This is a genomic window from Cellvibrio mixtus subsp. mixtus J3-8, assembly GCF_000766945.1.
In the GTDB taxonomy this organism is placed as follows: Bacteria; Pseudomonadota; Gammaproteobacteria; order Pseudomonadales; family Cellvibrionaceae; genus Cellvibrio; species Cellvibrio mixtus_A.
The window spans coordinates 1,019,411-1,039,959 of sequence record NZ_KN266207.1 but is presented as its reverse complement, the minus strand read 5'-3'; the positions used below and the strand labels follow the sequence as shown (position 1 = coordinate 1,039,959).

Annotated in this window: 20 protein-coding genes; 12 read left to right on the top strand and 8 right to left on the bottom strand. The window is 46.1% G+C overall.

Annotation, left to right across the window (positions count from 1 at the left end; genetic code table 11):
- Nucleotides 1-151: 151 nt before the first annotated feature.
- The 3 genes from rapA to A596_RS09385 all read left to right on the top strand — a co-directional run bounded on the left by rapA (nt 152) and on the right by A596_RS09385 (nt 4,169).
- Entirely contained in the window at nt 152-3,100 is a 2,949-nt protein-coding gene (gene rapA / locus A596_RS09395) for an RNA polymerase-associated protein RapA (protein ID WP_039913921.1), read from the top strand.
- Nucleotides 3,101-3,121: 21 nt separating this feature from the next.
- Complete coding sequence (locus tag A596_RS09390) at nt 3,122-3,403, top strand: hypothetical protein (protein WP_039913920.1); 282 nt, start codon at nt 3,122-3,124, stop codon at nt 3,401-3,403.
- A gap of 100 nt (nt 3,404-3,503) precedes the next feature.
- Nucleotides 3,504-4,169, top strand: a complete 666-nt coding sequence (locus A596_RS09385; RefSeq protein ID WP_039913919.1) for a hypothetical protein — start codon at nt 3,504-3,506, stop codon at nt 4,167-4,169.
- A gap of 213 nt (nt 4,170-4,382) precedes the next feature.
- Here the strand turns inward: A596_RS09385 and A596_RS09380 are convergent, their stop codons facing one another.
- Together A596_RS09380 and A596_RS09375 are read right to left on the bottom strand one after the other, a co-directional pair.
- Nucleotides 4,383-6,236 (bottom strand): DEAD/DEAH box helicase, encoded by a 1,854-nt coding sequence (locus A596_RS09380; protein ID WP_039913918.1) that lies wholly within the window; start codon nt 6,234-6,236, stop codon nt 4,383-4,385.
- Between the two features lie 562 nt (nt 6,237-6,798).
- The gene (locus A596_RS09375; protein WP_039913911.1) at nt 6,799-7,266 is read right to left on the bottom strand and encodes a YaiI/YqxD family protein; all 468 of its coding nucleotides are present in this window, start codon (nt 7,264-7,266) and stop codon (nt 6,799-6,801) included.
- A 50-nt stretch (nt 7,267-7,316) separates the two neighbouring features.
- Here A596_RS09375 and A596_RS09370 point away from each other — a divergent pair, with 50 nt between their 5' ends.
- The 4 genes from A596_RS09370 to A596_RS09355 are packed head-to-tail and all read left to right on the top strand — an operon-like array spanning nt 7,317 to nt 10,949.
- Nucleotides 7,317-8,159: a hypothetical protein gene (locus tag A596_RS09370; RefSeq protein ID WP_039913909.1), complete on the top strand. Its 843-nt coding sequence runs from the start codon at nt 7,317-7,319 to the stop codon at nt 8,157-8,159.
- Nucleotides 8,160-8,190: 31 nt separating this feature from the next.
- Nucleotides 8,191-8,610 carry an HIT family protein gene (locus tag A596_RS09365; protein WP_039913907.1) on the top strand — a complete coding sequence of 140 codons (420 nt, stop codon included), beginning with the start codon at nt 8,191-8,193 and terminating at the stop codon, nt 8,608-8,610.
- Between the two features lie 6 nt (nt 8,611-8,616).
- Complete coding sequence (locus tag A596_RS09360; RefSeq protein WP_039913904.1) at nt 8,617-9,324, top strand: hypothetical protein; 708 nt, start codon at nt 8,617-8,619, stop codon at nt 9,322-9,324.
- A gap of 32 nt (nt 9,325-9,356) precedes the next feature.
- Nucleotides 9,357-10,949, top strand: a complete 1,593-nt coding sequence (locus A596_RS09355) for an LTA synthase family protein (protein ID WP_039913903.1) — start codon at nt 9,357-9,359, stop codon at nt 10,947-10,949.
- 22 nt (nt 10,950-10,971) lie between these two features.
- Here A596_RS09355 and A596_RS09350 read toward each other — a convergent pair whose 3' ends face one another.
- Both A596_RS09350 and A596_RS09345 read right to left on the bottom strand, forming a co-directional pair.
- Nucleotides 10,972-11,784 carry a class I SAM-dependent methyltransferase gene (locus A596_RS09350; RefSeq protein WP_039913902.1) on the bottom strand — a complete coding sequence of 271 codons (813 nt, stop codon included), beginning with the start codon at nt 11,782-11,784 and terminating at the stop codon, nt 10,972-10,974.
- Nucleotides 11,781-12,857, bottom strand: coding sequence for a glycosyltransferase family 4 protein (locus A596_RS09345; RefSeq protein ID WP_160280117.1), 1,077 nt, complete (start codon nt 12,855-12,857; stop codon nt 11,781-11,783). The genes A596_RS09350 and A596_RS09345 overlap by 4 nt, the downstream gene beginning before the upstream one ends.
- Before the next feature lie 145 nt (nt 12,858-13,002).
- Between A596_RS09345 and A596_RS09340 the strand changes: the two genes are divergently transcribed.
- The 5 genes from A596_RS09340 to A596_RS09320 all read left to right on the top strand — a co-directional run bounded on the left by A596_RS09340 (nt 13,003) and on the right by A596_RS09320 (nt 16,298).
- On the top strand, nt 13,003-13,716 hold the full coding sequence (locus tag A596_RS09340; protein WP_039913899.1) for a RibD family protein: 714 nt from the start codon (nt 13,003-13,005) through the stop codon (nt 13,714-13,716).
- Nucleotides 13,713-14,729, top strand: coding sequence for a zinc-dependent alcohol dehydrogenase (locus tag A596_RS09335; RefSeq protein ID WP_039913898.1), 1,017 nt, complete (start codon nt 13,713-13,715; stop codon nt 14,727-14,729). The genes A596_RS09340 and A596_RS09335 overlap by 4 nt, the downstream gene beginning before the upstream one ends.
- Before the next feature lie 31 nt (nt 14,730-14,760).
- Nucleotides 14,761-15,138, top strand: coding sequence for a 6-pyruvoyl trahydropterin synthase family protein (locus A596_RS09330; protein WP_039913897.1), 378 nt, complete (start codon nt 14,761-14,763; stop codon nt 15,136-15,138).
- A 57-nt stretch (nt 15,139-15,195) separates the two neighbouring features.
- On the top strand, nt 15,196-15,804 hold the full coding sequence (locus A596_RS09325; RefSeq protein ID WP_039913896.1) for a GyrI-like domain-containing protein: 609 nt from the start codon (nt 15,196-15,198) through the stop codon (nt 15,802-15,804).
- Nucleotides 15,805-16,058: 254 nt separating this feature from the next.
- Nucleotides 16,059-16,298, top strand: coding sequence for a hypothetical protein (locus tag A596_RS09320; protein ID WP_039913894.1), 240 nt, complete (start codon nt 16,059-16,061; stop codon nt 16,296-16,298).
- A gap of 50 nt (nt 16,299-16,348) precedes the next feature.
- On the opposite strand, the gene nhaD is transcribed toward A596_RS09320, so the two are convergent.
- The 4 genes from nhaD to A596_RS09300 all read right to left on the bottom strand — a co-directional run bounded on the left by nhaD (nt 16,349) and on the right by A596_RS09300 (nt 20,536).
- Nucleotides 16,349-17,629, bottom strand: coding sequence for a sodium:proton antiporter NhaD (gene nhaD, locus A596_RS09315; protein ID WP_039913892.1), 1,281 nt, complete (start codon nt 17,627-17,629; stop codon nt 16,349-16,351).
- A gap of 155 nt (nt 17,630-17,784) precedes the next feature.
- Nucleotides 17,785-18,816, bottom strand: a complete 1,032-nt coding sequence (locus tag A596_RS09310; protein ID WP_084128174.1) for a lysylphosphatidylglycerol synthase transmembrane domain-containing protein — start codon at nt 18,814-18,816, stop codon at nt 17,785-17,787.
- A complete protein-coding gene (locus A596_RS22055; protein ID WP_052417362.1) occupies nt 18,816-19,922 on the bottom strand; it encodes a CDP-alcohol phosphatidyltransferase family protein in 1,107 nt (368 codons plus the stop codon). The genes A596_RS09310 and A596_RS22055 overlap by 1 nt, the downstream gene beginning before the upstream one ends.
- A gap of 44 nt (nt 19,923-19,966) precedes the next feature.
- The gene (locus tag A596_RS09300; protein WP_039913890.1) at nt 19,967-20,536 is read right to left on the bottom strand and encodes a TMEM165/GDT1 family protein; all 570 of its coding nucleotides are present in this window, start codon (nt 20,534-20,536) and stop codon (nt 19,967-19,969) included.
- Nucleotides 20,537-20,549: the final 13 nt, after the last annotated feature.

The following is a 20,549-nucleotide window of genomic DNA, read 5'->3' as shown; positions in this document are numbered from 1 at the left end:
ATTCGGGACAAGTATGACGGGATTTTATAGAAAACCATGCAAGCAAACAGCCAAAATTTTTGGTTTTGTGGCCGTTAAACAGTATCATGCGCGCCTTTTCGACAATTTTGATTTTTCCCAACCAAGTGGGCATTAATAAATAGGTGCATGAGTGAGAAAGTCGCAGTTAGCTGATGGTTTTGTAATTGGACAACGCTGGATAAGTGAATCGGAAGCGGATTTGGGGTTGGGTATCGTACTGGATGTATCCAACCGCCGCTTAACCCTGAGTTTTCCGGCAGCTGGCGAGCGCCGCACCTATGCGATGGATAATGCCCCGGTGAGCCGTGTTAAATACGAAGTGGGTGAGAAGGTGCGTCATCAGGATGGCACTAAGGTTGTTATTACGGAAGTGATAGAGCAGGCTGGTTGCCTGTTGTATATCGGTCTCACTAAAGACAATGAAACACTTTCTATTCCCGAATTTGAACTCGATAGTTTTGTGCAGTTCAGCACTCCACGTGACCGCTTGTTTGCCGGTCAAATTGATAAGCACGACCATTTCACGCTGCGTTACCAGACGCTGCATTATCAAAACCAGCATCGCCAATCGCCGATATTTGGTTTGGCTGGCCCGCGTGTGCAATTGTTGCCGCACCAGTTATATATCGCCAGTGAAGTATCCCGGCGCCATGCACCGCGCGTTTTACTTGCTGATGAAGTCGGTTTGGGAAAAACCATTGAGGCCGGTTTGGTATTACACCAGCAATTAATGAGTGGCCGTGTGCAGCGTGCATTGATTGTCGTCCCGGCGAGTTTGCAGCACCAATGGCTGGTAGAAATGCTGCGTCGTTTTAATTTGGCATTTACTCTATTGGATGAAGCGCGTTGCAATGCATTGGTAGGTTTGGATAGCGTTGAAGAATCCATCGATTATGTTGACGATTTTGAAGATGACACCGAAAAATCTGCAGACACAAGCAATCCTTTTGAAACGGCGCAATTGATTATTTGCTCATTGGATTTTCTCACCAGGAATAATTATCGCTATGAACAGGCTGTACAAGCTGAGTGGGATTTATTATTGGTAGACGAAGCGCATCATTTGCAATGGTCAGAGAAAAAACCAAGCAAGGCTTACAATTGCATCGAAGGACTGGCAAAAAAATCCAAGGGATTATTGTTGTTGACAGCAACACCTGAACAACTCGGACTGGAAAGCCACTTTGCACGTTTGCGCTTGCTTGATCCGGATCGCTATTACGATTTGGAAACATTTATCGCTGAACAAAAAGCCTATCAGCCCTTAAACGAGTTGGTGCAGGAATTGTTGCAACAACAGCAAGACACCGCCGTAACGATTCCAACGACGTTATTAAAAGCATTGGCAGATTATTTGCCGAAAGAAACGCTTAACGAGTTGCAAGCACAAGCAGAAAGCCAAAGCCTTGCTGTTGCGCTGGACACTGCTGTGCATTATTTGCTGGATCGCCACGGTACTGGCCGCGTTCTATTCCGTAATACCCGCAACTCGGTGGCAGGTTTCCCTGATCGTAAATTACATGCGCATTCATTGACACTTTCTGATGAAGATACTCAAGCACTACAAACCCAACCTCTCGCAGTACAAATTTGTGCAGAACAATTCTGGCAACAAAAAACAGATAGCGATTGGTGGTTGCAAGATCCGCGTGTAACCTGGTTGGCTGAATGGTTGCGTCAGCATCGCCGTAAAAAAACGGTAGTGATTTGTGCGAGTGCTGATTCAGCGCAATCAATTGAAGAGTTCTTGCGCCTGCGCAAAGGTTTTACTACCGCAGTATTCCATGAAGGTTTGAGCCTGATTGAGCGCGATCGTGCAGCGGCTTACTTTGCGGAAGCAGAAGATGGTGCACAGGTATTGGTGTGTTCGGAGATCGGCAGTGAAGGCCGCAACTTCCAATTCGCACAAGATCTGGTGCTCTTTGACTTGCCTACCAACCCTGATTTATTGGAGCAGCGTATTGGTCGTCTGGATCGTATCGGCCAAACTGCTACTGTGAATGTTCATGTGCCTTTCTATCAGCATTCTGCACAGGAAAAAATGTTGAACTGGTATCACCAGGGGTTGAACGCATTTGAAAAAACCTGTGCAATTGGTCAAGCAGTATATGTTCAGTTTGCGGAAAAATTGTTGCCTGCATTGATAAACAATGACGAGGTTGCGTTTGCAAAACTCACTGGAGAAACTAATGCATTTGCCAGTAATTTGGTAGAACAATTACAGCAGGGGCGCGATCGCTTGCTTGAGTTAAATTCCTGCAAGCCCGAGCAGGCGCAGGCATTGGTTGATAAGTTGGCAGAAAACGACGCGAACGCTGCGTTGCCAAATTACATGGAGCAAGTGTTTGATAGCTTTGGTATCGACTATGAAAAACACAGTGAAAAAAGTTTGGTGTTACACCCCAGCGATCATATGCGGGTCGCAGAGTTTCCCGGTTTGCCGGAAAGCGGTTTAACGATTACCTATGATCGCCAGCAAGCATTATCGCGTGAGGATATTCAATTTCTTTCATGGGAGCATCCGTTGGTTGTTGGTGCACAGGATTTAATTTCCCTCAGCGAGTTTGGTAATACCGCATTATGTACGTTGAAGTTGCCACCGTTGAAGCCGGGAACATTAATGTTGGAGGCGCTGTTTGTATTGCATTGTCCGGCTCCCGCTGAGTTGCAGTTGTTCCGTTATATGCCACAATCTTTATTGCGTGTATTGCTGGATGATAAAGGGAAAGACTTGTCTGCCGTATTAGGTATTAGCCAGCTTAGTAAACTATTACAAAAAGTACCGCGTAATAATGCACAGGATCTGGTGCGCCATGCGCGCCCGACCTTAACCACCATGGTGCAAAAAGCAGAAGATATTACAGCAGCAAAACAAGCGGAATTAATTGCCGAAGCCACTGCCAAAGTCACTGAGCAACTCAATGGCGAATTATCGCGTATGAAGGCCTTGAAGGCGGTTAATCCAAATGTGCGCCAGGAAGAGATTGATTACTTGCAGCAACGTTTGGCCGCCAGCCAGCATTTCCTGGGGCAGGCAAGCATTCGTCTGGATGCATTGCGTGTAGTGATGACAATTTAATCCAATAAAAAGGCAAATATTATGTATATATTCTCTGCCAATGGCCGTGCCAAGAAAGCATTTGATGATATTAAAGAGGGGCAAATGGTGCCCTTTATTGTGTACATTAATTTCAAGGATCTATTTGGTGCGGAACACTTATGTAAACTTTATTTAATGCGCGCCGGTTTCACTGAAATTGATATTGAAAATCGCAAGCTGGTGCCGAGTAATTTAACCAGTGATCCACGGGTAATTGCTGCGGACAAAGCCATGGCTGAAGCCATAAAAGATGGCTATATGATTCAAATGTTTGATGAGTGATACTTCTCTTGCGGTTCAGGTGATGTAAATATAACGCGAGCCTCGAACTTTTTCTTTGCCATTGTGTCTAGTAAGAACTTTTTACAATGGCACTACAAGTATGTTAGCTATATCTTCTGAAATTAAAGAGCCGGCCGGTTATGGCCGGTTTTTTTCTTTTACTAAAACTTATCTCAATTCACCACGGCCAATAGCAATTGCTATCACGCTTTTGCTTCACTTATTGGTTTTCCGGGTGGCTATTGAAAGCAAAACATTATTTCCCTCGGATCCCATCGAGCCTCATCTACGATATGTCGAGCTTCCCACACTGGAAGAGCCAGTTGTGTCGCAAATAGAGTCGCCTTTTGTCGATTTTAAATCATCGGCAATCACCCTGCATCCGCTGCCAGAAATAACTATGCAAGCAGAACCTCTTTCGCCACAGGAGTTAAGAGAGCTTTTGGGTGGTGATGATTTTCCGTCGCAAAATAATTCCGCGGATATTGCTAAAAATGTTTTTCATCCGGGCTTGCGTAAACAATTAACGGACGAGGCAAATAAGCCTGTGCTTGCACGCGTGGAAGACAGGGGATTGGAAACTTACATAGACCCTTCAGGGGCGACTATTGTTGTGTCTGCAAGCGGCAGTTGCTTGAGTTCACCTGCGACTAAAATTGGAGAGCCAAGGAATTGGTATATGATTCCCTGCGCCGGAAAAAACGAAAGCGAAAAAGTGATGGATCGAATTGATGAGGCGGTGAACGGGACGTTGAAATTCAAATAACAGGGCTGTGCCATCAGGTGCGTGTCGTATATTTTTTGCAATGAAAAGGGTTCAATAAATTGAACTACTACGGGAATGATGTCGTTGTGATGCAATTTGATAGATCTGTAAGGGCGCAACAAACGTTTGTGTGATTGAAAAATAAAAAACCGCCATAACATTTTCATGCTATGGCGGTTTTCACTGAATATCCAAAAGAATTTAATTAACTAATTAATCAAATTTTTTAGGGCGATAGCCTGATTTTTTGCTGGCATTGTCACGGTCATTAAAGCGTGGTTTGTCACGACCGCCATCTCTGTAACCACCTTCGCGAGGAGCTCCATCCCTTGGGCCAAAGTCACGCTTTGGTTTTCCTCGACCAGGGAAGTCATCGCCACCACGTGGGCCGGTATCCAAAGAAATTTCCAGTGGGCGGTTGCGCACGCGCACTTTTTTCAGTTTGGCCAGAATGTCTTTTGAAATACCGGTTGGCAAATCGACGGTAGAAAATTCATCGTGCAATTTGATGTGGCCAATGAAACGGCTTTCAATTCCTGCTTCGTTGGCGATAGCGCCAACGATATCACCGGGACGCGCTTCATGGTTGCGGCCCACTTCAATACGGTAGCGATCCATGTTTTCATCGTTGCGTTCACGGCGCGGACGATCTTCACGCGGGCCGCGATCACGTCCGCCACGATCATCGCGATCACGACCACCGCGGTCATCACGGTCGCGACGTTCGCTGCGCTCGGGTTTTACATCGGTAAATTTCACTTGCAGCGGACGCTCGCGTTGCAACAGGAAGGCGAGGGCAGAAGCGATTTGCTCTGGTGACACATCATTTGAGTGGCTGTATTCAGCCAATAAATCATTGAAGAAGCTCAGATCAGGTTGCTCTTGCAAAGCATTGGTGATTTGCTGGGTAAATTGATCGATACGATGTTTGGTCACCGTTGCACCGCTCGGCAATTCCATCAAAGTAATAGGTTTTTTAGTGGCCTTTTCGATGGTGTAAAGCAAGCGCTTTTCACGTGGGGCAACAAACAAAATGGCTTTACCGCTGCGACCAGCGCGGCCAGTACGACCAATGCGGTGAACATAAGCTTCGCTATCGTAAGGGATGTCGTAGTTCACAACGTGGCTTACACGCTCAACGTCAATACCACGGGCCGCAACGTCGGTGGCAATAACAATATCCAGCTTTCCGGTTTTCAACCGCTCAATAGTGCGCTCACGTAATTGCTGATTCATGTCACCGTTAAGTGCAGAAGCAGAATAACCGCGCGCTTCCAGTTTTTCGGCAAGCTCAACCGTAGCGGTTTTGGTGCGCACGAAAATAATCATGCCGTCGAACGGCTCAACTTCCAGGATGCGGGTCAGTGCATCGAGTTTGTTGGTGCCGCTCACCATCCAGTAAACCTGCTCAATATTGGCATCGGTAGATTGGCTGCTGGCGATTTTAATTTCTTTGGCATCAGTTAAGTAGTTGTTGCAGACATTGCGGATTTCTTTCGGCATTGTTGCAGAGAATAATGCGGTTTGACGGGTTTTCGGCGTATGTTCCAAAATCCATTCAACATCATCGATGAAGCCCATACGCAGCATTTCGTCGGCTTCGTCGAGTACCAATGCTTTTAAATTGTTCAGGTTCAAGCTACCGCGACGCAAGTGATCCATTACGCGACCGGGAGTACCAACAACAACGTGAGCTCCACGCTTTAATTGCCGTAATTGGGTAGTCATTTCCTGACCGCCGTAAATCGGCAGTACATGGAAGCCAGGGATTTCGCTGGCGTATTTTTGGAAGGCTTCAGCAACCTGGATCGCGAGTTCGCGCGTCGGTGCCAATACCAGAATTTGTGGATCTGCTTGTTTGGTGTCGATGCGTGACAACAATGGCAACGCAAATGCCGCTGTTTTACCGGTGCCGGTCTGTGCCATACCCAGAATATCGCCACCTGCCAGCAGTACTGGAATAGCAGCGGCCTGGATCGGGGATGGTTGTTCGTAGCCAACTTTTTGGATGGCGCGCATAACGGGTTCAGAGAGGGCTAAATCGGAAAACAAAATGGGTTCAGACATGTAATAACCTGTGTTTAAACATAAAAATCGCACGCAAAAAACTACGAGATAACAGCAGTGCTGCATCTTGTCTTTTTACGATGTGATTTTTATTGGTTTTTTAATAGGTGTTTGCGAAAAATTGCCAAAAAAAGCAAACGTGAATGGGCAAACACAATAAAGTGGGGGCGATGATTGATCGCTAAGCGTATGAACTACATACAAGGTTCGGCAGCGCGTGAAAATAACTCGGAGAGCCAGGGCACGATTGCAACCGTAAAAGGCGATTTAATCAACGAATTCCCGCGTCATCTGCAAAGCAGACACTTATGCAATCCACAAACTCCAATTCATATAACCGATTGCATACTATGGGGCAGGCTGAAGTGATTTGATAAACAGAATCGATCAGCGTCAATATCTACCAGGTGGTTGGAAATCCAGTATTCAGAAGTCCAGCAAATGGTCCGGCAGCCCTCAGACATCCAGTCTGTTCAGCATTACCCCGGCAAGACATTCACGATCAAGGAAGGGGGTCACTGAAAGTGCGCGAAGTATAGGGGCTTGCACGCCGGGATGCCAGTTAAATTTTGCGCTTTGCTGCAATGGTGCGGGCAATCCAGCGGTCCAATGCATTGGCAAATGACTGGCGATCTTGCTGGCTGAAGGGTAGCGGGCCATCGTTCAATATTGTGCCGCTGGCACGCATGGTCTCCATAAAATCGCGCATATTCAGGCGCGCGCCAATATTTTCACGGGTATATTCTTGCCCGCGCGGGTTGATGACGGCAGCACCTTTGGCTAATGCATCGGCAGCGAGCGGAATATCCGCAGTGATCACCAAATCATCGGGTTGCAGTGAGTCGACGATGTAGTTATCCGCCACATCAAAGCCGCTACTGACTTGCAAGCTCTTGATAAAAGGTGAAGCGGGCACCGCAATATATTGATTGGCCACTAACGTGAGCGGAATTTGCCGCTGGTGCGCGGCGCGGAACAAAATTTCCTTGACGACTTTAGGGCAGGCGTCACCATCAACCCAAATAGGCATAAATCTCTCTAAGGCAGTAGAATGGCCAAACTTAATTCAGGATCGGCATGATGGCAGAAAAACACATTTCCACAACTGCTTTAGCGCGCTTGCTGGGTAAAGAGAGCAAGGAGCTATTTATTCTGCTGACCTCCGGTGGCTGGATAGTCAAAGTGGATAATCATTGGCAGCTCACCGAAAAAGGAAAATTCGAGGGTGGGGTTTATGTGAATCATCCCAAATACGGCGAATATATCGCCTGGCCTGAATCCATCCAGCACCATCCATTATTAAAACTTTTACCTGAGGCGCCACTCAGTGCGACAAATCTTGCGCATAAATGGGATATTCCCGCGCGCCTGGTGAATTTATTGCTCGCCGAAAAAGGCCTGATTAAAAAACATATCCGCGGCTGGCTGTTAAGCGCCAAAGGTAAATCATTGGGCGGGCAACAGCAGGAGGCTGAATCCGGGATTCCATTTGTCACCTGGCCTGAAACGATTGTGGATGAAGCGGAATTGATCGCTTCATTATTGCAAGTTAAGGGCGATCCCGGTTTGGATGGGCAACCGGCGCTGGATGGCCACCGCGTAAACAACGCAGTGCAGCGCCGGATCAATAACTGGTTGTATCTGGCGCGCATCGTTCATGCGCGCGATTATTTATTAATGTGGGATACGGAATCGGCGATTGCCGATTTTTATCTACCGGAAGCAGATTTATGCATTGAGTGTTGGGCTGATCAACTGGCGCAGGAAAAAAATCGTGCGGCCGTAATCAGCGGCGAACTTGAAAAGCAACAGCTTTATAAAAAACATAAAGTCGCCTATATCGAATTCCACAATGAAACCATTCATCAAATTGACGAAATGCTTGCGCGTGAATTACTGCGGCGTGGCATTGCCGTTTATTAATTTTATTTATCCAATTTTGTAAGGAGTTTTTATGGCAAGCGTATTTACCCTGATTATGGAAGGCAAAATTCCCGGCAATTTTGTCTGGAAGGATGACAAGGCAATCGCAATACTGACTATCCAACCTATTCGTCAGGGGCACGTATTGGTAATCCCGCGTGAGGAAATTGATCACTGGAATGATTTGCCCCTGGATCTTGCTGCGCACCTGATGCAAGTCAGCCATAAAATTGCCAATGCGTTGAAAGTGGCTTATCCCGCAAAACGTGTAGGTTTAATGATTGCCGGTTTGGAAGTTCCTCATACGCATCTTCATATCGTGCCAGTGGATCATATGGGCGACTTAAGTTTTGATCACGCCAAAAATGCTGATGGTGATGTACTCAAACAAACTGCCGAAAAAATTCGCGCCACCTTGCAGGCGCAAGGTCACCAGGAAGCACACGTGTAATCCCGCATGAACCTGCTTTTCGCTCCCGGCGCCAACTTGTTCTGGACCAGTTGTGCCATTGCCAGCCCGGCATTACTTATCGCGGCGATCACGGCTCCCTGGCGTATGCTATTGACAGAGTCACTGCGCCAACACGCTTTTTTTGCGGCGATATTAGGATTGGCGATTATCTGGTTATTACAGGTTTCGGTATGGAGCGCAATTGCCATACATCCGTTGATGATGATTGTTACCACTATGGTTTTCGGATGGAGTTTTGCTTTATTGATTGGTGGCGGGGCGCTTGTCGTTCTGGAGATTTTCCAATTGCCATTGCGCACTGCCAATATGGATTGGGATATGGCGCTGGCGCAATTTGATTTGCGCACATTTCCCGTGGATTTTGTTTTAAGTGTATTAGTGCCGGCGAGTTGGGCCTGGTTAATGATCTGGCTGGTTGATCATTGGAAGTTTAAAAACCCGTTTACCTACTTTTGGGGCGTGGGTTTTTTTGGCGCAATGATCAGTTGTTCGCTAATTGGTGCGTGCTCGTGGTTGTTGTTTTACATTACTGGCAGTGAAATCCAGCTTGAGGCGGTGCGTGAACATTTCTGGATATTTGTCTTGCTCACCTTTCCCGAAGGTTTCCTTAACGGTATCCTCGCCACTGTAATGACCGTATTTTATCCCGAGCTGGTAAAAACCTATCGCGATGATTGGTATACCCGTGACTAAGTAGTTAACCCGCTAGCAATTTGACAACAATAATGACCCGAAAAATATTCTCGTTCTTCCGTAATGTTATTGCTCTGCTTGTGATATTCGTTGTATTGGTTATTCCCAATCGTTTATCGGATATTTACCTTGATAGCTTTTTTCGTTTTCCCCTCGAATTTTTACTATTGGGCCTGTTATTGCTGATCCCCGGATCAGTGGGGAAAGTCTTGCGTTGGTTAGCGGCGAGCTTGCTTGCTGTAGGATTGATTTTCAAAATTGCCGATATGGCAACCTTCAATATTTTTGCGCGTCCGTTTAACCCTATCTTTGATGCTTATTTGTTGGTGAATGGCAAGGATTTATTAAATGGTGCGGTGGGAAAGTTTGCGGCAGTGTTGATTGTTGCAATGCTGGTTGTGGTTTCACTGGCCATTATTGTACTGGCATTTTTATTAATGGAACGCGTACGTAAACTCCTGACAATCCAGCCAAAAGCCGGTGTGATTTCGCTGCTGGTATTAGTGTGTATCTGGGGCGCATTGTGGTGGGCAGGTTCACCGCGCTTATCCACACAATTTTATGACCAGCTTGCAATGCATGTTACCAATACTCGCAATAGCATTAACGACATGAAGGATTTCGAGCAACTGCTGGCACAAAGTGATGAGGCAAAAATACCTGATCAAGGTTTATTTCAAACGCTGCAGGGCAAAGATGTATTGATTATTTTTATGGAGTCGTACGGGCGTACAGCGCTGGATAAACCGGAATTTTCTGAACACATTCGGCCGTTACTGCAAGCGCAAGCTGAACAATTGCAAGCGGCTGGAATCGGTGTGCGTAGCGCGTATTTTACATCGCCAACAGTGGGTGGATTAAGCTGGTTAGCCCACGGCACTGCCATGTCCGGTTTATGGGTAAATTCGCAAGTTCGTTACGATTCATTGGTGATGAGCAAGCGCGAATCGTTAAACCGCTTATTTCATCGCGCCGGTTGGCGCGCGGTTGGTGTGATGCCAGCCATAACCCTGGCGTGGCCGGAGGGTAATTATTATGGTTACGACCATATTTATCACGCTTACAACCTTGGCTATGAGGGCAAACCATTTAACTGGATTACCATGCCGGATCAATTTACGTTAGCGGCATTTCAACGTCATGAATTGCGGCCTGAAAATCGTTCGCCGGTAATGGCAGAAATTGCATTGATTTCCTCCCACGCGCCCTGGACGCCGGTGCCGGAATTAGTGGATTGGAATCTGGTTGGTAACGGCGAAATTTTTAACGAGCAAGCCACGCGTGGCGATAGCCCGGAAACAGTGTGGAAAAATCCTGAACGCATTCGTTTACAATTCCGTTTATCTATTGAATATACCTTGCAGACCGTGGTTGATTATGTGCTGAAGTACGGTGATGAGAATTTGGTAGTAATGGCATTTGGCGATCATCAGCCAGCGCCCCTGGTAACCGGCGACAGTGATAATCGCGATGTACCCGTGCATTTTTTTGCGCGCGATCCCAACATCCTTGATGCTATTGCCGGCTGGAATTGGGCAGAGGGAATGATCCCGGCTGATACAGGTCCGGTATGGACAATGGATCAGGTGCGTGAGCGTTTTATTACTACGTTTTCCGCACCCTGATTGTAATTCATTAGCCTGTTAATCAGGATTTGGTCGCCGGTAGCGCTAATAAATCCCAATGGCCGATAGTGCAGTTTCCGGTAGCGGCATGTTGCAAACGGAATTGTTTCCATTCGTCTAACGCGTTTTGATCGATACCGTAATCGTGCGCGACGGCATTGGCTACTCCATCAATTAACGCTTCAACCAGTTGCTGTTGCTGGCCATGTAGTTGCCATGGGCTGGCGGCGATTTGTACTGTATAACCTGCGTTTTCCAGTTGTGTTTTTAAATACGCCGTCGCTGCCGGGCCAAGGGCAGGGCCGAAGCCCTTATCGCGTAACTGGTCTTTATTAAATGCCGCTAATACCGCTTCATCCAACGGATGTTGTGGCGACCACTGTGTAGTTCCATCGTAATTGAGTGCCGCATAAATAGCTGTTTTGCGTGAATCGATACGCGCAATTAATGCATCGCAAAATTCGCGCGAGGCCAAATCAAATAATGCGGATGCAGTAACAATATTGGCGCCGGTCAAGGGCAATTCATTTACGACCGTTAAATCGGCTTGATAATCTTCAATCAATAATTGCTTGCCATGGCGTTTAAGCGCTTCATCCAATAATTTTCCATCCAGATCCACCAGGCGCCATACAAAATTACTGGCGCCGAGTTTGGTGAGTGCACGCAACGTTGAACCGGTGCCCGAGCCCAGATCAACCAATATACGGTCTGGTGAAATGGGATCTTCTTTTTGTCCGAGCCAATTCAGCGCATGATTTACCAATGATTTATCGCGCGCAGAAAAATCGGCGGGTTCACGTAAATCCAGCCAGGCGATGGAAAAGCTACTCATACATTCCTCAAACGAATAATTAAATCGATAATACTATTTGCACAATCTGCCCAGGTGGGCAGTGTGGTTGCAGCCTGTTGCGCGCCTGCTTGCAGTTGCTGGCGATAATCAGGATTTGTCAGTAATTGTTCAAGTGCTTTTGTTAAAGCATCAACATCACCCGGTGAAATTAAAATTCCTGCATTCGCTGGAACAAGATCCGGTACAGCACCTGCGTTGGTGGCGATAACCGGCAATCCAAACGAGAGCGCTTCGGCGAAGGCCATTCCGTAGCCTTCAAAATGTGAAGGTAATACAAATGCGTCAGCATTGGAAAACTCAATGGAAATATCGTCAACATTGCCGACGAAGGTAATACGTTGCTCGAGATTATGTTGTTGCACCAACTGTTGTAGATGCGCAACCCACAACGGATCAAATCCCGCTCCGCCAACAAACCGTGCATGCCAGTGTAAATGCGCGATTCGTGCAAGCGCATTGATTAATACATCGTGGCCTTTACGTTTTGTCAGCGTAGCGACCGTGAGTAATTGCGGGATGGGATGATTGCCCGGCGCAAACACTTGTGCCCGGGTCCCCGGACAGGCAAGAATAATTTTTTCCGGAGCAACTGCAAAATCACGCGCAATAATTCTGCCCGTCATGGCACTGGTAACAATTACCGCTTTTGCTGCGGCCAGTGCGCGGGTTTCGGAAATTTTTAATGCATTTGATTGCTTCGCGCTAATACCGGTTTCCAGCGCCAGGGGATGATGGCACAAAGCAACAAGAGTTAATCGCTGCGATTCGCGTGTGGCGATTTCATCCATAACGCCAAAGGCCAGGCCATCCGCAATCACTATCGCTCCGTCCGGAAGGTTGGCAAATATTGTTGCTGCGTCTACTAACGCCGTGGAACCGGGCGCAGGAAATTCAGCAGAGAGTGATAACAGTTGCACATGAATGCCAGCGCTTTTCAACTCTTTGATTAATTCACGGTCATACCCATAACCGCCGGTGAGGCTGTTAATATTGCCGGGCACTGCAAAATACAGAGTGAAAGTGCTGTTATTGGGGGTTATGGAATCAATCATTGCCGGTGCAGTTCGCATTTAATCCGAGAGTTGTGTCAGGGCGGTTGAGTCAGGTGCTAATTCTGCCTTAAGATCACCATCACTGACACAATAAAGACCACAAATATAAGGCCCTGTTTATCGGGCCCTGATTCCAGTGACCTGCATGAATCTGAATAACACTATCGAACACTGGTTAACCGGTGCGCAAAAATCCCTGTCTCCCGCCAATCGACCTTTCGTCACGCTCAGCTATGCCCAGAGTCTGGATGGCAGTATTGCCCTGCGTTCGTCCGAGCCGATGGCGCTGAGCGGGAGTGAATCCCTGCGTTTAACCCATCAATTGCGTAGCATGCATGATGGTATTTTGGTCGGTATCGGCACTGTGTTGAGTGACGATCCGCAATTAAATGTGCGGCATTGGACCGGTAGTAATCCGCAACCGATTGTATTGGACAGTCAATTACGTATGCCCAGTGATGCGCGCTTACGTCAATGCACTGAAAAACCTTGCTGGATTTTAACCACACAGGAAAGTGAATGGCCAAACCAGGATGGTATCGAAATTTGCCAGTCGCAACCGGGTAGCGATGGCCGTGTCTGTTTGAAAAATGCACTGGCGCTGCTTTATGAAAAAGGCATCCGGCATTTGATGGTGGAAGGTGGTGCCCATGTCATCACGGCTTTTTTGAAAGCGCAATTGGTGGACGCGGTTGTAATCACACTCGTTCCGCGAATTGTGGGCGGTTATAAAGCGGTGGGTGATTTGGAAATCAATGCGCGCGTGGATTTGCCCGCGATAAATCCATTTCACAGTGAGCGTCTCGGTGATGACTTGATTCTCTGGGGCACACTGGATTATCGCAAAGGTGCCGAATGAAAAATAGCGCGCAACAACTCTGGTTCACTGGTCCCCATCAATTGGAAATTCGCGAACAACAAATTTCCAAACCCGCCGCCGGTGAATTGTTGGTTGAAGTGATTTGCTCGGCGATTAGTGCCGGAACAGAAATGCTGGTTTATCGCGGGCAATTGCCAGCGGAAATCGCGCTGGATGCCACGATAGAAAATTTGCAGCAACAAGGTTATCCCTTGCAATATGGCTACGCCAGCGTTGGCAAAGTGATTCAGTCAGGCGCTGGTGTCGATGAATCCTGGTTGGGGAAAAATGTCTTTGCATTTCAACCTCATGCCAGTCATTTTGTTAGCCGTATTGAAAATGTAATTATTATTCCCACTGATATTGCTGCGGAAGATGCAGTGTTCCTCGCGAATATGGAAACCGCCGTAAATCTTATTCACGATGGAAAACCGTTGCTGGGTGAGCGTGTAGTGGTGTTAGGGCAGGGCATTGTTGGCTTGTTACTCACCAGTTTGCTGGGGCAATTGCCGTTAACGGATTTGCTCGTAGCCGACAAATGGCCATTGCGCCGCGAACATGCAGAAAAATTCGGCGCAAACACATTTGATCCGCTTATTGATCACGAGCGGATCGCACAGCAAACGCATTTGAATGCCGTGCAGGGCGCCGATCTGATTTATGAGCTAACCGGTGTGCCGGAGGCATTGAACCTTGCAATTGACTTAAGTGGATTCCACAGTCGTATTGTTATCGGCAGTTGGTATGGCGTTAAATCTGCACCGGTTTATTTAGGCGGCGCGGCGCATCGCAATCGCCTGCAAATAATTACCAGCCAGGTGAGCAGTATTGCACCGGATTTATCCGGACGTTGGGATAAGGCACGCCGCTTTGATGTTACCTGGGATATGATCCGCCGCATTAAACCATCGCGCTTTATTTCGCAGCGTTCAACACTTGTGCAAGCGCAAATGATTTATCAACAATTGGATCAACAACCTGAAGCGCTAATCCAGGCGTTGTTTGTTTACTAATATCAAGTTAAAAAATTAATCGGGAACTATTATGTACAGCGTAGCCGTAAGACGAGACTTTATTGCCAATCATTTTCTGGTTGGCGGCGATTGGGGTTCTGAAAATTTTCCCCATGCGCATCATTTTATCGCCGAAGTTATCATCGAAAGTACCCAGTTGGATAAGCACGGTTATTTAGTGGATATTGTAGAAATTGAAGCGGCTTTAAATAACACCATTGCTTACTTTCGCGACTCACTGCTCAATGAAAAACCGGAATTCGCTGGCCTTAACCCAAGCATTGAACATTTCAGCCGTATTATCAGTGAAAAATTATTGGTAGCGATTAATCCTCCCGGAACCGGATCTTTCACGGTAAAACTTTGGGAAAATGAATACTGCTGGGCGTCTTACAGGAAAGATTTTTAAAAACAAGAGAGTTAACCTTGTAATTATTGCGCGGCAGATTCTGGTCTGAGGCTAATCGTGGAAAAAATTGATCTCAAAAAAGAGTTTAAGCATTTATATCAAACATCTGCAAAAAAAATTGCTGAGGTTGATGTTCCTGCGCTTAATTATTTGATGATTGACGGAAAGGGAGATCCGAACACAACGCAAGTATATGCTGAGGCAGTGGAAGCGTTGTTTTCTGTATCCTATACCGCCAAATTTATGCTTAAAAAAGGACCTCAAGCGATTGATTATACGGTTATGCCATTGGAAGGGCTCTGGTGGGCTGATGATATGTCGGTATTTGCTGGCAACGATAAATCACAATGGAAATGGACCATGATGATTATGCAGCCATTGTTTGTAACTCAATCCATCATCCACTCTGCAATCGCAGAGGTAACCAAAAAGAAAAAATTACCGGCTTTATCTCAATTACGTTTTGAATCTTTTGCTGAGGGGCGCTGTGCACAAATTCTACATATTGGCCCATTTACAGAAGAAGGCCCTACTATTGAGCATCTTCATCAATACATCCAGGCAAACGGTAACCTTGCTGGAAAACACCACGAAATTTATTTAAGTGATATTCGAAAGGCAGCGCCGGAAAAATGGAAAACAATTATCCGACAACCATTTTGTTAGATGTTGTTGCGGTGATTTGCTCGCTGATGTAGATGAAAAGCGACTAAAGGGATTATTTAAGGTAATAACAACTATTATTTTGGCGTTGAATACATGTTTAATTTTCTAAATCATCATCATTTTGTCGCTTCATTTGGCTTGAATTACAGTTGAGTATGAATGTGTCTAAGGATTTTCTTTTTAAGTTTAATTGAGTTCTTTTTGAGTGTTTTTCCTGTGTTACAGTGGGATTCATCCTTTTTGAGCAGACTCCCATGAAAATCACCCAGGTTTGTGGCAATGCGCTTTACTCTATTCGGTTTGTAGAGTTTTTTAAAAGTGATGGGCATTTGTTGGATGCGTATTTCGAACTTATTAATCGCCCATTTAAATGCATCGGTATTTTTGCAACGGCAGAAGCGGCAAAAATGGAAATGATGCGATTAACAGCGTTGCATGACCAGATTGTCCACAAAACCTTGCCCAGCCGGGAACGAAAACTTCAACAGCATTGATGTGTTTATTTTTGTTGATCGATTCCACATTAATTCACTTTATTTTTCAATTAGTGCATAAGGTGAAATTGCAAAATATAAACAAGTGCCCCGGCAACATATCCGATCGTCGCTAGCGCACTTATTTTTTTCAAATACCAGAGAAAATCGATTTTTTCCAGGCCCATGGCGGCTACACCTGCTGCCGAACCTATGATCAATATTGATCCCCCGGTGCCCGCACAATAAGCCAAAAACTCCCAAATAAAACTATCGGCAGGATACTGTTCGAGGCTATACATTCCCATTGATGCGGCTACCAATGGAACGTTGTCGACAACAGCGCTAGCAAAACCAATCAATAGTACGATTACGTCCAAACGGCCTACGGTGTCATCGAGCCAGCCCGCAAGGCTTTTCAGAATTTGCGAATGTTCCAGCGTCGCAATCGCTAATAAAATTCCAATAAAAAATATAATCGATGAGGTGTCTATGCGGCTTAACGCATGGCTGATACTTAAGTGATCTTTATGTTCCTCATCTTTATTTTTATGCATCAAATCGGCGACTAACCAAAGAATGCCCAGTCCAAAGAGAATCCCCATAAAGGGAGGCAAGTGGGTAATTGCCTTGAAGACGGGAACTGCAATCAACACGCCAAGCCCCAGAAAAAATACAATATTTCTTTCTTGTGGAGTAGTTGAGCTTTTAGTGTTCATAATTTTAGCTACAGGGGCTTCGGCTGTTTTTCCGCGCAACACATAAGCGGTGATGAGCAGCGGGACTAACAGGTTTACTGCAGATGCAAGAAATACATTGGTAATTATATTGACTGGTGTGATCTGGCCGCCAATCCATAGCATGGTGGTTGTCACATCGCCAATCGGTGACCAGGCTCCACCAGCATTGGCGGCAATAACAATCATGCCGGCAAAAAATAAACGATCCTCACGTTTCGCCAGCAATTTTTTCATGAGTGAGACCATGACAATAGTGGTGGTGAGATTATCGAGAATTGCACTAAGAAAAAATGTCACCGTACCAACCAGCACCATGAGCGTTGATAGTTTTGTTGTTTTGATTCTGTCGGTAATTACCTGGAAGCCATTGTGGGCATCAATCACCTCTACAATTGTCATTGCACCTATCAGGAAAAATACAATCTGGGCCGTATTTACCAGTGTCTCTGCTAATTCTTCTGATATGTGCCCACTATTGGATAGCAACGCATAAACAGTCCACATAAGCCCCGCACTTAAGAGTGCCGTGGCGGCTTTATTAATTCTGAATGGATGTTCAAGTGCAATGAGAATGTAAGCAATGATAAATATGACGATGAGGGTTGTTAGCATAATAACTGCTTCGAGGCTTTTGGTGTTTAATAGCGTTATATTTGCGCAAAGGCTACCATGCTCAAACGGGCTAGTAAAATGGGGTATGTAAAATACCCGGTCAAAGTATTGTTGATGCTTCAGACGTTATATTTTCAATTAATGTTTACGTGAAATTATTTTTTGTTTGTTCCGGTGTCTGCAATTAATTCTTCCTCTTTGGTATCTACACGTTTTTTAGTAAAACCCAGACATCCTAATCCAAAGACTAACACCACTACATCACGCAAACGCATCAATGCAATCATCGCCAATGCTGACTCCATCGGTAAATTTAAATACTGAAAGGTCCAGAATACGGCGGCTTCCATCGTGCCTATTCCTCCGGGGAGCGGAAGTAATAAAGCGAGGCGCAATGCGACAAATAATAAAAGAAATCCGGTGAGAGGTAGCGGGGTATCAGTTAACCAAAGAATGAGGTGGAGTTCAGCGATGAGGCCGGCCCAGCCGAGCACTGATAATAAAGCAGCATAGAGCAAACGCTTTTTTTGATGGTATAAACAGCGGCGTAAATCTTCGCTTAATAAGTTCCATTGGGTTTTTATGTTGCATAAATAGCGGTGCGCTTGCCAGCGATGGGTGATGTTATTAAAACGTTGAGCGAGCCAGCCGGGTTGTTTAAATACGAGTGTGCCCAGGGTTGAGAGCAATATAAGCACAATAACAAGCGCTATGAGGATGGAACCCCAATTGGCAGTGGTGTTAGCGGAGGAGGTAAGTAATAACAAAACACCCAACACTAACACCGTAAAATTTACCCAGAGCTCATAGAAACGATCCAGCCCCAACGAAAGCAGCGCTTTGTGCAATGGTAATTTTGCATTGCGCCAGAGCCAGAATATTTGCAATGGTTCGCCACCAAATTGTGGTCCGGGTGTAATAAAACTAACGGTTTGCCCAGCCTGGCGAATCAGGAGCAATTGGAAAAAATTAACCGGTGCTTGAATAGCGTTGCCGAGTATTAACCAGCGCAGATTGAATACAAGAATGATGGCAAGGTTTGCACCAAACAGGATGATGTAATCACGGGCAGGCAGGTTTTCCAGGTTGGTAAGTATTTCACCAAAGGGTAATTGCGATAAAGTCCAGCCTGCAAGAATCAGTGCAGAAACCCACAGTAAGGCAATCAGCAATTTTGCTTTAGACATTAAGCTCCATCCTGACGATTTACCCAAACATCGTCACCACGCCATAACGCATAATTACCCGGTCCCAGCAATAGTAACCAGCTGCAGGTGAACAAGAGCGCAGGTTGATGCCATTCATTCATTAAATAACTGCAGAGCATTAATAATAAAAGTGCTGCAATACGCGCGCCTGCACCCAACAAAATCAGAATAGCGAATATGGCAATCGCCACGGCGCTGATGGACGATAATAAATCGTCGACATAAATCAGAAAAAAAATCAGCGTTGAGATAATGATCCGCAAGGCGGGTTGAAAGAGGTATTTACTCATTGCATCGAGTTCGAAAAAAAACTCCAGGGTTTTCGTTTGTGTTCCATCAATGCGACCGGAAACCACTAGCCAATCTACTACGAATCCAATCAGGATGGGCAGCATAAAAGCTGCGCCGAGTAATACCGTGGCATCTGCTGGAAATACAGGTAATAAAATCACAGCGACAAACCCCATTTGAAATCCGGCGAACGCGCGACGTAATTGGCTGGGTAAGAGTGGGTAGGTAGGAAGGTTGTGTTTATGTCGCCAATAAATCCCAAAAATAAATACGTAATAGGCGAGGCTGACCGCAAAAAAACTCCAGTGTAATTTGCCTAACTGAATCGCAAGTAATGGCGCAATCAATAAACCCAATGCATCAAACAGTGTATCGAGTTCGCTGCCGAGCAAACTCGTCCTGCCCGTGCGGCGTGCGATAAAACCATCGACGCGGTCCAGTATCGCAGCGGCGCTATACAGTAAACCCGGTAACCAGGCGATGATGCCGATGGGATCGGGTTGGAATAAAAAGCCGCCGGTTAACGCGATTAATCCACCGCGTAGTAGCGTAAGGTTATTCGCCCAACCCAGGTTTGGAAATGCGGGCGAATTTTTTTCAGGGCGATTTAACGTAGCGCGCTTCCAGGTTTGCCACCAGCAAAAAAACCAGATGCTGGTGGCAATTGGAAAATACATGGCTGGCTGAATATTTGCGTTGGGAAAAATCCAGAAAATTGTACTGGATAAAACAATAATGAGTAGTCCGACAACGCCAATAATACGCAACTCTTTGTAGATGGTTGTATTGTGCATATTGTTGGCCTTTTAAGAATTATTGTTTTCGAATGCAGGGCATTTTACGCATTAATCAGTGTGACGATACCCATACCGATAAAAATAATGCATGCAGCTTTGTGCGCAAAACCCAGCGGTAATTTATCCATCAGCCATTTGCCTGCAAAAATAACGGGCACATTGGCGAGCAGCATTCCGAACGTTGTTCCGGCAATGACGGCTATGGTCATCAACATATCGGCAGAATATTTTGCTGCGAGAATAACGGTGGCGATTTGGGTTTTATCGCCAATTTCAGCGAGAAAAAATAATACCAATGTGGCCATAAAGGGACCGTAGTTGGCGAAGCGGCCCATGTCGCCATCTTCTTTATCGGGAATTAATAACCAAAGGCCGATAGCGATAAAACTTCCGCCTATGATCCACGGAATCCAATGCGGTGGAATTACATCAGCTAACACGGCGCCCAACCAGGCAGAGAGGGCATGGTTAACCAGCGTTGCAACCAATACTCCTAAGCTAATGACCCAGGGGCGACCGTAGCGTGCGGCAAGGAAGAGGGCAAGTAGCTGGGTTTTATCGCCGATTTCCGCGATAGAGACGGCAAGCGTTGAACTGAGGAATGCTTCCATTATTAAAGTACCA